Source organism: Sphingobacterium mizutaii (assembly GCF_900187125.1).
In the GTDB taxonomy this organism is placed as follows: domain Bacteria; phylum Bacteroidota; class Bacteroidia; order Sphingobacteriales; family Sphingobacteriaceae; genus Sphingobacterium; species Sphingobacterium mizutaii.
Map to the genome: position 1 here is coordinate 3,323,579 of NZ_LT906468.1, position 13,302 is coordinate 3,336,880.

At 40.8% G+C, this 13,302-nt stretch carries 8 protein-coding genes; 3 read left to right on the forward strand and 5 right to left on the reverse strand.

What is annotated here, in order from left to right:
• Positions 1 to 96 precede the first annotated feature (96 nt).
• Positions 97 to 1,095, forward strand: a complete 999-nt coding sequence (locus tag CKW03_RS14445; RefSeq protein ID WP_093098156.1) for a lipid A deacylase — start codon at positions 97 to 99, stop codon at positions 1,093 to 1,095.
• On the opposite strand, the gene CKW03_RS14450 is transcribed toward CKW03_RS14445, so the two are convergent.
• Both CKW03_RS14450 and CKW03_RS14455 read right to left on the reverse strand, forming a co-directional pair.
• Entirely contained in the window at positions 1,092 to 3,020 is a 1,929-nt protein-coding gene (locus CKW03_RS14450) for an LTA synthase family protein (protein ID WP_093098157.1), read from the reverse strand. The two genes, CKW03_RS14445 and CKW03_RS14450, sit on opposite strands and share 4 nt — an antisense overlap.
• A gap of 1 nt (position 3,021) precedes the next feature.
• Entirely contained in the window at positions 3,022 to 4,902 is a 1,881-nt protein-coding gene (locus CKW03_RS14455) for an LTA synthase family protein (protein WP_093098159.1), read from the reverse strand.
• Between the two features lie 168 nt (positions 4,903 to 5,070).
• Between CKW03_RS14455 and CKW03_RS14460 the strand changes: the two genes are divergently transcribed.
• Positions 5,071 to 7,686: a valine--tRNA ligase gene (locus CKW03_RS14460; RefSeq protein ID WP_093098161.1), complete on the forward strand. Its 2,616-nt coding sequence runs from the start codon at positions 5,071 to 5,073 to the stop codon at positions 7,684 to 7,686.
• 71 nt (positions 7,687 to 7,757) lie between these two features.
• On the opposite strand, the gene CKW03_RS14465 is transcribed toward CKW03_RS14460, so the two are convergent.
• The gene (locus CKW03_RS14465) at positions 7,758 to 8,258 is read right to left on the reverse strand and encodes a PepSY-like domain-containing protein (RefSeq protein ID WP_093098163.1); all 501 of its coding nucleotides are present in this window, start codon (positions 8,256 to 8,258) and stop codon (positions 7,758 to 7,760) included.
• A 198-nt stretch (positions 8,259 to 8,456) separates the two neighbouring features.
• Between CKW03_RS14465 and CKW03_RS14470 the strand changes: the two genes are divergently transcribed.
• Positions 8,457 to 9,095 carry an HdeD family acid-resistance protein gene (locus CKW03_RS14470; protein WP_093098165.1) on the forward strand — a complete coding sequence of 213 codons (639 nt, stop codon included), beginning with the start codon at positions 8,457 to 8,459 and terminating at the stop codon, positions 9,093 to 9,095.
• Positions 9,096 to 9,155: 60 nt separating this feature from the next.
• Here CKW03_RS14470 and CKW03_RS14475 read toward each other — a convergent pair whose 3' ends face one another.
• A complete protein-coding gene (locus tag CKW03_RS14475; protein ID WP_093098166.1) occupies positions 9,156 to 12,227 on the reverse strand; it encodes an efflux RND transporter permease subunit in 3,072 nt (1,023 codons plus the stop codon).
• Between the two features lie 18 nt (positions 12,228 to 12,245).
• On the reverse strand, positions 12,246 to 13,301 hold the full coding sequence (locus CKW03_RS14480; protein ID WP_093098168.1) for an efflux RND transporter periplasmic adaptor subunit: 1,056 nt from the start codon (positions 13,299 to 13,301) through the stop codon (positions 12,246 to 12,248).
• Position 13,302 lies beyond the last annotated feature (1 nt).

Sequence of the window (13,302 nt, forward strand, 5' to 3'; positions counted from 1 at the left end):
AAGGTCGCTTAAAATAATTAAGCGACCTTTTGTATTTTTGACAGATTCTTTATAAGTTGACCTCCAAATTATTCTATGCACCATTTCCGCGTATCCATGTCAAGATTACTCCTTACAGCTTTGCTTTTCCTCATTAGCTTCTCCACATTTGCTCAAAAGATTGGCCTAGGTATTGATTTCTTCGGATATGCAGACAATCGGGAATATGGAGCACAATACACGATCCCAAAAACCTTTTTTGGGGCGACTATCTCCCCTAACCTTTTTTTTGAGATTGAGAAAAACCATAGGTTATACGGAGGTGCCCATTTTAACCAGGAGTTTGGCATCAATTCGGAAAATAAAAGTCGATGGAACCCTATCGCATATTATAACTATAAGACGGAAAAATTTGATTTTGCTTTGGGATTTATGCCTAGGCATGAACGATTGAAAGATATCCCCCGAATGGTTTTAGCGGATACCTTGATGTATGACCGCCCCAATATCGAAGGGATGTATTTCAACTATAAGAACCGCAATTTCCAGCAATCAGTCTTCATTGATTGGATGAGCAAACAAGGTTATCAGAATAGGGAACAATTTGTAGCTGGGATCTCAGGTAAATATGCTATCGGAAGCTTCTATATCCGCAATGATGGGATGATGTACCATAATGCCCTCACGAGCAATGATAGCATTGAGGAACATATACAGGACAATGCGGTGATCATGCTTAGGTTAGGTGTAGACCTGAGCCACAAGACCGTTTTTGACTCCTTGACCATTGATGCTGGCGCAGCAATGGGTTTTGACCGTGTCAGATCGGTCTATGACATGCAAAAAGCCAATGGCTTTATCTCCAATATCCATGTAGGCTATAAGCGATTCTTTCTTGCCAACACTTTATATCTTGGGGAACCCATGAACTTACCGAATGGCGATTCCTTTTACCATCGTAAAACTTATGATCGATTAGATTTAGGCTGGATGCCATTTAAATCAGACAAAATAGAAGGGAAATTTACAGCTTCTTTCCATTTTTCCCCCGGAAAAGTGGATAATCAGCAAGTCTTTACCCTACGTTATAAGTTTGGAAAAACAATCGTGGATTAATTCTCTGCTACCAATTTATTGTGGATCATTCGATTGTTATACTGCTGCATAAAGGATTCGAGATGTTTCATCAGGGAGTCCTGAACTTGGAGGTCCTTTCCCTTAAGATCATGTTCTAAAAACTTATCGGCTTTAAGATTATAGACCGATTTCACTTCCTTATCTCCATAGGTCATAAAATAATCACCCATAAAAAAGTTATAGATATTGCCAATATTGCTGACCACGAAATTATTCCGATCTGGAGCAAAAGCATCAAATCCAAAAGAGAAATAGGGCTTATCATATTGCAGATAGTTTAGCACGGTGGGCATAATATCAATCTGTTGTACAAGTTTATCAGAAACCCCTTTTAATTCCCCTCCTGGATAGTAGAATACAATCGGGATGGCAAATGAATTAGGCATGGTATTGTATTCCTTAAAATGGCTCATACTGGCATGATCAGCACAGATCACGAACAGCGTATTATTGTACCAAGGGCTCTTAGAAGCGGTCTGGAAAAATTTCTTTAAGGCATGGTCGGCATAGCCCAATGGCTCATGCAATGGCAGGGTTCCTTTCGGGAATTTACCAGCGTATTTCTCAGGGACCTTAAATGGATGGTGGGAGGACAAGGAAAAAAAGCTACTGAAAAAAGGCTCTTTCATCTGGTCCATCTGTTTGGCCATATATTGCATAAAGGGTTCATCCCAGATACCCCAAATACCATCAAAATCTGCATCATTATTGTATTCATTTTTACCATAATAATGCTTGATTCCGGCTAATTGCATATAAGCGGAAAAGCCCATACTTCCATTCGGTGCACCATGGAAAAAGGAAGTTTCATAACCTTCATCCGAAAGCAGCTTGGCCAAACTGGTAGTCTTGTTCCCAGAATATATCGAAAGGACAAAAGGCTCACCAATAGAAGGAATTCCTGTGATCACAGAAGGCAGCGCATCGATGGATTTACGACCGTTGGCATAAGACCTGGTAAAAGTATAGGATTGTTCAATCAAAGAGTCTAAGAAAGGCGTATAGCCTTTGTAAGTTCCATTTTCCAGGTCTTTATTGAAGAAGCCTATATGTTCTTTTCCAAAGCTCTCCAATATCAGCAACACTACGTTCAGTTTTTTAAACTGCGCTGAATCCTTTGGTTGATGGACCACCGGATACATGGCATTAAGCTCTTGGTCAGAAAAGAAATGTTCTTCCTTGAGACTTACAGCCTTTAAGGTCTTAAGAATCGAAAAAGGAGTATTGAGCACAATATTCATTTCCTCAGGAGACTTCACATAATCTCCAGCATTGCTCAAAGTGATCGGTCGAGTGCTATGTGCCCAGCCACCACGGACACCACCTACAAACAGGAAGGCTACCGTCAATAGCAGCAGCAGCTGTACCGAATAGAACTTCCAATTGAAGACCGTGGGTTTTTCAACTTGGACTAGGTCATAAAGTTTGATCAGTCCCCAAACAATCAGAACAAAGAAAAACACCAGGTACCAGTATTCCAGACCAAAGTCCAAGAACAACTTTCCAAGATTTTCCTCATTGGCGAATTGACCGAAAACAGTACCTGTAGTCCGTTTTAAGGTAAAGGGATAATAGGCGAAATCCACCAAATTAAGAGCAATTCCAATGCTATTTGAAACGACAAAGACCCATTTGCTAATTTTAGAAAATAGAGGATTGTATTTAAAAGGAACCGGAAAAGAAACTAACAGTATATAAAGGATATTGATGTATAGCAGGGCGACAATATCAAATTTCACCCCTCCAGCCATCATATACATCAATTCAGAAAATGATACTTGAGGAAATTGGGCCATATTGAACCCATAGAACCCGAGCCTAAGGATTCCATAGAGCAAGAGCATCAAAGCAAGCCGTATTGCCAATGCCAAATAAGGTCCAAACCATCCTTTTAACTTGATCATATTAGTATTTCATAAAGTCTTCATATACCTCTTGGTAGTATGCCTTTGCCATATTCAATAGGCTATCAGCTTTTCCCTTCGGATATTGTTCGTTGGAATTAAAGTTTATTCTATTTCCTACACGGTCGTAGGAGATAACCTCATCTTTGTTGATCACGCCAAAAGCATCTTTTGAATTATAAAATGCAATCTCCGGAAAACTACTGTTGAATAGATCGCGGCTCCAACGATAACGATCAGTAGGCAGATTTAATTGATTTAACAGGGATTTGGCAAGATCGGTTTGATTTCCAATCTTGTTTATTTTTTTTCCTCGGTATTCCGCTTTAATAGGTTCACCGAAAAACAAGAGCGGGATATGAAAACGTTGGGGCCTATTGATGTCCCATTTTTCAGTTGGCAATCGGTGGCCATGGTCGGCAACCAGGACAAACAAGGTGTTATTGTACCAATCTTTGGTTTTGGCCGTTTCCAAAAATTCATGGATGGCCTGATCGGTATAATATGCGGTACTCTTGAATTTGTTTACATTATTGTCCTTCCCGAATTTGTATTCATCATATAATTCAAAAGGTTCATGATTGACCAAAGTAAAAATACTGGAAAAGAAAGGCTGATCTACATCATCCAGATCTTCTATCATTCTTTCAAATACAACATGGTCATAAACTCCCCAAGAAGTTCTAGGCAATAAAGGGTTGAAGTTCATGATATCAACTACCTTATCAATACCATGGGCTAACATATAGGACTTAAAATTGTAGAACTCACTCTGTCCACCATGGTAAAAAGACGTCTTATAACCTGCATTATGAAACTCTTGGCCAATGGCGGGCATATTTTCATGCTTATCGATGTATTTAATAATGCTTTCAGGGCCTTGGGCTGGAAACCCACTGAAAATACCCACGATGCCCTTATCAGATCGATCAGATGCCGAATAGATCTGATCAAAAAATAGACCTTGGGAAATCAATTCTTCAAAATGGGGTGTAATACCTTTTTCACCACCCATAGAATGGATCAGATCAGCGACAAAACTTTCCAAAACAAGGACGACCACATTAGGCTTTTTAGTTTTCAGGATATTGAAACTAGAATCTGCCACTTCAGTAAAAGCTGGAGCTATCAGAGCTTTGGCTTCCGCATCGCTTGGGAAATATTTATAAGGCGAACGCATACGTTGGTTCCTCGTAAAATACTCACGCAATAAGGCGTAATGTGTATTGACCGCAGCATGGTTATAGAAAGTGTTTGAAGAAAAATAAGCTTTACTAGGGTTCAATGGAGCTCTTCCAAATCCACCACGGATAAATCCGAATAGGAACAGGCCTCCGATGAAAAACTGGATTCCCAATTTCCACCACACTAATTTCTTGGGAAAATGTACGGACTTGAATAGCCTGAGGTAAAGCCAATACCCTCCGGCAGTCAATAGGACGATACCCAAAACAGGGATTAAGATGGGTGTTGATTCCGCGGAGGCCGCTGCTCCTGCAGCATCTTCGGCAATGGCATCAATAGCCCTTTTTGAAATCTTATCCCCCCATTCCCTATAGATATTGACATTGGCAAAGGTGATGATCTGATAAAAGATCAAAACGACAAAGGTATAGGCATTGAGCAGTTTTCTCTTTAAGATTTCATTGGAATAGTGGTTTAAAACGAGATACCCTAAAAAAGGAAGGACACAGATATAAGAGACCACGGAAAAATCAAGTGGCAATCCATGGTAGAAAATTCTCAATACATCCTTAAAATTGGAAAAATTGACTTTATCGTTGAACGAAACTAGGAAAATAAGGCGATCCAAGAAGCTCATCAACAGCCAATAGCCAAAATAGAAGAAGAAACCCCTTAAATCTTTAATAACATTCTTCATGTCATAAAAAAAATTCAATCGCCAAATTTACATTTAATTAGAGATAGTAACAGTTAATTAACATTAATTTTTCAATTAGTAAACACAGCGTATTTATTTACGGTTAGCAAGTGGGAAATAAGGCATTAAATGCGTATTTTTGTAACCTTTTAGAACATTAAGAATATAATGAGCATAGCAAAAACGTACAATCCAAAAGAAGCTGAAGAGAAGTGGTATTCCTACTGGATGTCAAATGGATTTTTCCGTTCGGTACCAGATGAGCGTGAGCCATACACCATTGTCATGCCCCCTCCAAACGTCACTGGGGTCCTTCACATGGGCCATATGTTGAACAACACCATTCAGGATGTGTTGATCCGTCGTGCACGTATGCAAGGCAAAAATGCATGTTGGGTTCCGGGAACGGACCATGCATCCATTGCTACTGAGGCGAAAGTCGTTGCTATGTTGAAAGAAAAAGGCATTGAGAAAACATCCATCAGCCGTGATGAATTCTTGAAATATGCTTGGGAATGGAAAGAAAAATACGGTGGTATCATCTTGAAGCAATTGGAAAAACTGGGAGCTTCATGTGATTGGGAAAGGACCAAATTCACAATGGACCCTGATCTTTCTGAAGCGGTGATCGATACCTTCATCAAATTTTACAAAGAAGGCTATATCTACCGTGGAATCCGTATGGTAAACTGGGATCCAGAAGGAAAAACAGCCCTTTCTGATGAAGAAGTAATCCGTAAAGAGGTCAACCAAAAGTTGTATTACGTTCGTTATAAAATCAAGGATTCCGAGGAGTCTGTGATTATTGCCACAACGCGTCCGGAGACCATTATGGCGGATACAGCAATCTGTATCAATCCATTGGACGAGCGCTATAAACATCTTCAAGGAAAAACGGTATTGGTTCCATTGATCAACCGTGAAATTCCGATCATCCAAGATGAATATGTGGAGATGGAATTTGGTACAGGATGTTTGAAGGTTACTCCTGCCCATGATTTGAATGACTATGAATTGGGCCAGAAACATAATCTGGAGGTGATCGATATCTTGAATGATAACGGTACATTAAATGAGAAAGCTCAAATCTTGGTTGGTGAGGATCGTTTTATCGCCCGTAAAAAGGTAGCAACCTTATTAGAAGAAGCAGGCCAGATCGAAAAGATCGAGGATTATAAATCGCAAGTAGGTTTCTCGGAACGTACAAATGCAGCCATTGAACCAAAGCTATCGATGCAATGGTTCTTGAAGATGGACAAACTTGCTAAACCAGCCTTGGAATATGTTGAGGATGGCACCATTAAATTAATTCCTGAGAAATTCTTTGCTTCATACAAGCATTGGATGGAAAATGTGAAAGATTGGTGTATCTCCCGTCAATTATGGTGGGGGCAGCGCATTCCAGCATGGTTCAATGAGAAGAATGAATGGGTAATTGCAAAAACGGAGGCAGAAGCCATCGCTGAATTTGAAAATACAGGTAAATCTACTGCAGGTATCCGTCAGGAAGATGACGTATTGGACACTTGGTTTTCATCCGGTCTATGGCCGATGTCGGTTTTTGATGGTGTGAGAAACCCAGAAAACCCTGACTTTAAATATTATTACCCAACGAATGATCTAGTGACAGCTCCGGAAATCTTGTTTTTCTGGGTTGCCCGCATGATCATTATGGGTCATGATTATACGCAGAAACCTCCATTCCGTAATGTATATCTTACAGGTATCGTGAGGGATAAATTGGGGCGCAAGATGTCGAAATCATTAGGAAACTCTCCTGATCCAATAGAATTGATGGAACAATATGGTACCGATGGGGTTCGTGTAGGTATGCTCCTATCCTCTCCTGCTGGAAATGACCTAATGTTTGATGTTTCATATTGTGAACAGGGAAGAAATTTTGCTAATAAGATCTGGAATGCCTTCCGATTGGTAAAAGGTTGGGAAGTGGTAGATCAGGAAGCAACAGCATCGCAAAAGATGTCTGCGAAATGGTTTGAATCTCGCTTTAACCAAGCATTGGTAGAAATAGAGGAACATTTTGCGAATTACAGACTTTCAGATGCCTTGATGGCAACTTATAAATTGATCTGGGATGATTTCTGTTCATGGTACCTTGAACTGGTAAAACCAGCTTATCAGGCTCCAATTGAAAAAGAAACTTACGAAACTGTTAAAGGTCTATTCCAAAAGGTCCTGAAATTAGCTCATCCATTTATGCCTTTCATCACAGAAGAGTTATGGCATGACGAGATCTTTGGAAGCCGTACGGATATGGACTGCATCATCGTAGCTGATTTCCCTAAGGTTCAGGCATTCGATGAGAACATCATCAAAGAATTTGCAATCGTTCAGCAGATCATCTCTGAGGTACGTAATATCAGGAATTCTAAAGGTTTATCGCCTAAGATTGCTCTTCCATTAGCGATCAATGCGACAAATATTGATTACAGTCAATACCAAGACAGCATCATGAAACTAGCGAACATTGAAGAGTTGAGTTTTGTGAAAGAAAAAGTAAGTGGAGCGGTGAGCTTCCTTGCAGGAAAAGACGAGTGTTATGTTGCCTTGGAAAACAACATCGATGTTGATGCAGAAAAAGAAAGGATCAGTAAAGAGATCGAATACTTGAAAGGATTCTTGATTTCCGTTGACAAGAAATTATCGAATGAGCGATTTGTGCAGAATGCAAAGCCTGAAATCGTGGAGAACGAGAAAAACAAAAAGGCAGATGCAGAAGCTAAAATCCAGATATTGGAAGAAAGCTTGAAAAGCTTAGGCTAAGAGCCTCAGATATTAAAATAAAGAAGCCCTCGCACAATTTGTACGGGGGCTTTATTATTAGACTAAAACTTCTATTTATCGACTCTCAAGAATTTTCCATCGAGATCAAATACTAAATCGGTATCATTTTTCAACTCTACTGCCATTACATCGATTTCCTTATCGATTGATTTAATGGTCTGCCCAGCATAATTGGCATTGATATATTCCTGTACAGATGAAGGTAATACCGCCATAGGTACCACTACATCCCCTTTAGTACTGATTTCTCTCCATTCCCCGTCTTTATCAAAATCAATTTCTGTGTTATCTGAAAGATCCACATCAAAAACGGTCCCATCAGTTACTGGACTTTGTTTATTTTCAACATGCTGAATGCTGGCATTAGGGAAATGATCCTCGATAAACTGCTTGGCAGCATGAGGTAAAACATCTGCAGGGTTATTTGCTGGAATTGGACCTTGGGTGGAACCATCTGCCACAGCACTGTCCCCACTGTTTGCATTTTGTTTGTTCTGATTATTGCAGGCCAACATTAACAGGGCCGAACCTAATATCAATAGTTTTTTCATGTTTACTCCTTTTAAACATAAACAGCCACAACCATTATTTGTTTGAAAAGAAAATTCGTTAACCTCTTTTTAGATTGCGGATAGCTAATAAATGACACTCGTCATAAATGTTTATAAATAGAGAAAACTTAATGAAATTTGAGTTGTATTAGGATATATTAATAAATCCGGATTATCATGCTACGTAACTTATAAATCATGGAAAACTTTTTTAAAACCATTAGAACTGCCGTAAAACAATGGTATCTCCCATTGATCGTAGGGATCTTACTTGTTATTTTAGGTTTTTATGTGCTTGCTACCCCTGTTACTTCTTATTTAGCTTTATCATTCGTGTTCAGCATTTCTTTTTTATTTTCTGGTGTAATGGAGATTATATTCTCCCTAAACAACAAGAATGAAATTGAAGGATGGGGATGGTATTTGGCGGGTGGAATTTTGAACACTTTGTTTGGTCTGCTATTATTGAGCAATCCTGCCATATCATTAGCCACCCTACCCTTTGTGATCGGGTTCTTCGTGATGTTTAAATCAGTGCAGTACCTTTCGGTTGCTCTGGACCTGAAACAATATGGAGTCAAGAATTGGGGCTGGATCTTATTATTCTCCATATTGGGGATGATATTTAGCTTTATCCTATTATGGAATCCTGTATTTGCGGGCTTGACCATCGTGATTTGGACAGGGATGGCCATTATTTCCGCGGGATTTGCTTCCTGTATCCTAGCTTTCCAATTGAAGAAACTGAAGAATATATCTGAACGCACTCCAGAGGATTGGAAAAGAAGATATGAAGAATTGAGAGAAGAATACCATCGATATAAATCGAATAACTAAATTACAATTAGCAAAAGTAAAGGCTGGTCGGTATTAGATATTGGCCAGCCTTTCGGTTTTTTATGAATGTTGTTCTTTTGCTTCTTCTATTTCAATCTTCGGTGGAATCAATTTGTAGATCACCGGCGTTACGATTCTTGAAAGCAGGGTCGAACTGATCAAGCCTCCGATCATTACGGTTGCTAAAGGAGAAATCAAAGGATTGGATGACCAAGCGATAGGCAATAAGCCACCAATTGCTGTCAATGTAGTCAGGATAATAGGCAAAAATCTGATCTCTCCTGCTTTTTCAATTGCTTCGTTGAGCTCCATGCCTTCCCTTCTCAATTGATTGGTAAAGTCTACTAACAGGATGGTATTCTTGACCTCAATTCCTGCAAGGGCAACAATCCCAATGGTTGCCACAAAGGACAGTGTATTTCCCGTGGCCAATAAAGCTAAAACAGCACCTACTACACCCAATGGAATTACAGAAAGGACGATCAAGGTGCTCTTGAAGGTTTTGAATTCCAAGATCAATACCGCGATAAACATAAAAATGGTAATCAAGATAATGGTTCCGAAACCGCCGAAGGCCATCTCACGGCTTTCGACCTCGCCTCCCATCTCATAGAAGTAACCAGCAGGGAAAGGGAACTTATCCATCTGCTCGATAACGGAGTTGATAACTTCATCATTTCCATATCCTTTTTTAACAAATGAATTGACTGCAACGGTCCTTATTTTATTCTGGTGATAGATATTGGATGGAGACTCCTCAAATTCCAGTGTTGCTAATTGTGTCAATGGAATGGATGTACCGGCCATATTATCAATAAAGATCCCTTCTAGGGTCTCTATGGTTGCTTCTCCGTCTCGTGGGACACTCACCAAGATATCATAGTCGTTATCATCGGAATTGGGATCGGAATAGGTACCTACGCTATATCCAGATAAGGCAATCCGGATAGTCTGATCGATAGACGAAGTCGGTACGCCCAGCGCCATGGCTTTCTCCCTATTGATATTGACCTTGATATCCGTTTTATTGTTTTTTATCGGGTTATTGACGTATTCAGAGCCTTCTGTTTTTTTCAACAGCTCCTCTACTTGATACGACAGGGCTTGAAGGGTATCGAGGTTTTCGCCAAAGACACGGACTTCAACCGGAGAGATGATGGGTACCCCTTGTTCAAAATCACGAACTTCCACTTTTGCGCCAAGATATGGGGTCCATTTGGCTCTGAGTTTTTCGATCAGGGCCACCTTGTCCTTGGACTTGACATCATCGTGCAATTGCACGAAGATATCTGCATAAGAGACGTCTTCCCTAGCCTGTTGCATATTGTAGTAAACCCTTGGGTTTCCTTTCCCAACATTGGAGGTAAAGTATTTGACATCCGGGATCTGCTTCAATTCATTTTCTATGGCTCTGGTTATGCTATCCGTATGTTGAATATTGGATTGCAAGGCCGATTTGACATGGATCATAAATTGCGGTTTCTCTGATGCCGGGAATAAACTGAATCCGACGATCGGGATCAAAGCCAGTGAACCTAAGAAAATAGCCAAGGCAATGATTGCGGTACGTCCGGGATGTTTCAAGGCTTTGTCCAAGAACACACCATATGATTTATGAATAACCTTTTGCATGCCTCTAAGGATGGCATTCCCACCTTCTTCCTCATGAGGTTTCAGAATTTTACTGGAAAGGAACGGCACCACCAATAAGGCAATAAACATAGAGCCAATCACCGAAGAAATAACCGCAATAGGCATACTCCGGATAAACTCTCCTGCCATCTCCGGCATAAACACCAATGGCATAAAGGCGATCACCAAAGTGACCGTACAGCCCAAAACCGCCAAGGCTATCTGTTCTGTTCCTTTGATCGCAGCTTCAATTTTGCTATATCCCTCACGCATCCAACGCTCGATATTCTCCACGACAACTATACTATCATCCACCACCAATCCTAAGGCGACCACGAAACCGACAATACTCAATTGGTTCAAGGAATAGCCAAAGGAATTCATCGCGATAAGGCCAATCCCTAAGGATAATGGAATTGCAATCATCACAACCAGAGATGCTCGTGTGCCTAATGGCAATAAAGTGAAAAGAACCAAGAATATGGCTATCCCGAAATCAACCGCCAGACCACCTAAACGTTTGTTAACATTATTAGCCTGGTCGAAATTGAGCACAAGGTCAATATTGTCTGGTAGTCCCGCTTTAAATTCTTCGAGGACCTTCTTGTATTCCTTTTGGGTATCTGAAATATTCATCCCCTCTTTCTGCGCAGCATTGATAAGGATACATTTATAACCATTCAGACGGGTCATGTGACTGCTTACGCCAAAGGCAGGATAGACATCAGCTACATCCTTCAATAGTATATTGCGTCCCTGGGCACTTGAAATAATGGTATTTTGGATATCGGCAATGCTCTGGTAATTTCCAGAACTCTTGACACTGAAAGATTGGCTGCCGGCATTGATACTTCCAGCAGGGATGTTTTGATTTTCACTTTGAACCGCTTGTATGATTCGGTTCATTGGGATATTCAACTCAGCAAGCTTGGCCTGGTTCAGGTCAATGCGCACCTGCTGGTCAGGAAGGCCAGAGATCTCTACAGCCTTTAAGGCTTTTACCTTTTCAAGCTCTTGCTTCAGTTTATCGCTATATTTCTTCATGCTGCTCTCTGAGGCATTCTCGGAAATCAAAGCAGCTTGGATAACACTTACGTTGGTAGGATCGATTTTCAGGACCTCCATGCTATAAATATTATCGGGAAGTTCGGATCTCGCAGCATTCAGTTCGCGGACCAGCTCCTGATATTTATCATCGTAATCTTGGCCATATTCAAATTCAACGAAGAAGAAAGCAACGCTGTTATTGATGGTCGTTTTGATGGTCTTGATATGGTCCAGGGCATAAAATCTTGCTTCCAAGGGTTTCACGACCAATTGTTCCATATCCTTGGGACTGGTTCCGGGATGTACAACCAATACCGGGAAAGAAACCCCTTTCATATCAGGGTCTTCTGCCCTAGGCATGGTCAGCATGGATGTAATAGCAACCACCAAAATCATCAATACCATGATCATGGTAAATTGGTAGTTCTTAATTGGATATTTAATTAAGCTCATGATTTCAGGTGTTTGATGTTATTTTTTAACGACGATTGCTGATCCATCCAGCAAATAAGGGCTTCCGGAAATAATGATGGATTGCGCTTGTTCGAGACCAGCTTCTACCAGCACATCATCATTTTCTATTTTGGCAACCTTGATCTTTTGTTTCTTGGCCGTTTTACCATCTTGCGTAATGAAAACATAGCCTTCACGCCCATTGCCGTCCAACAGGGCTGAGAATGGGATTCGCCATTGGTTCCCTACTTTCGTTCCTGCGCTCATGATGATGGATTTACCAAAAATCCCTGAAGCCAGTTTATAGCTTGGTTTTTCCTTTAATTCCAAAAAGATGGTGAAGGTACCGGTCTGCGGGTCTAAGCCTTCTGATTTCTTGGAAACCACAGCATCTAAGGTGTCGGAAGGCATGGCATCGGTGCTGATCTTCGCTGGATCACCGACCTTGATTTGGGTCCATTGCTGATCCCCTACACCGACTTTAAGTTTCCAATTGGCATTGCTGGCGCCATTGACTTGCAGGATGGGGGTTCCAGGGCCTACAACTTGGCCTTCATTGGCCATTTTTGCAAGCACATAACCCGAAACGGGAGAATAGATATTGGAATATTGTTGGTTGAAACTAACGGACTTCAGGTCTTGCTGAGCAACATCAAGTGCTGTTTTTGCATTCTGCATTTGCTCTAGAGTCGCTACGCTATCTCGGTACAGTTTACTGGCCCGTTCGAAATCGCGTCTTGCCTTTTCTACGGCAAGTTTTGCTTGGCCTGCTTTCGCATCCACTTCAGAGCTCAGAACGGAAGCCAAAAGTTGCCCTTTGCGAACCGCATCGCCCTCTTTGACTGTAATCTTAGAAATGACTCCGCCGTTTTTAAAGCTTAAAACTGTTTCATCATCCGTTGTAAATACACCTGTTGCTTCGATCCCAGAATCCCCTGAACCTACATTGATCGGCATCAATTTAACAGGAATGGTATCTTGAACCGATATTTCGGTTTTACGCTCTGCTTGTTTACAGCTTGAAATAGAGATTGCTATTCCGGCGAACAAAATGGTTATATATGCTAGTTTCATG

What these genes read in the sequence shown, in the direction of transcription:
- CKW03_RS14445 (WP_093098156.1), top strand. Translation starts at nt 97, where the DNA reads ATGTCAAGATTACTCCTTACAGCTTTGCTTTTCCTCATTAGCTTCTCC.
- CKW03_RS14450 (WP_093098157.1), bottom strand. Translation starts at nt 3,020, where the DNA reads ATGATCAAGTTAAAAGGATGGTTTGGACCTTATTTGGCATTGGCAATA.
- CKW03_RS14455 (WP_093098159.1), bottom strand. Translation starts at nt 4,902, where the DNA reads ATGAAGAATGTTATTAAAGATTTAAGGGGTTTCTTCTTCTATTTTGGC.
- CKW03_RS14460 (WP_093098161.1), top strand. Translation starts at nt 5,071, where the DNA reads ATGAGCATAGCAAAAACGTACAATCCAAAAGAAGCTGAAGAGAAGTGG.
- CKW03_RS14465 (WP_093098163.1), bottom strand. Translation starts at nt 8,258, where the DNA reads ATGAAAAAACTATTGATATTAGGTTCGGCCCTGTTAATGTTGGCCTGC.
- CKW03_RS14470 (WP_093098165.1), top strand. Translation starts at nt 8,457, where the DNA reads ATGGAAAACTTTTTTAAAACCATTAGAACTGCCGTAAAACAATGGTAT.
- CKW03_RS14475 (WP_093098166.1), bottom strand. Translation starts at nt 12,227, where the DNA reads ATGAGCTTAATTAAATATCCAATTAAGAACTACCAATTTACCATGATC.
- CKW03_RS14480 (WP_093098168.1), bottom strand. Translation starts at nt 13,301, where the DNA reads ATGAAACTAGCATATATAACCATTTTGTTCGCCGGAATAGCAATCTCT.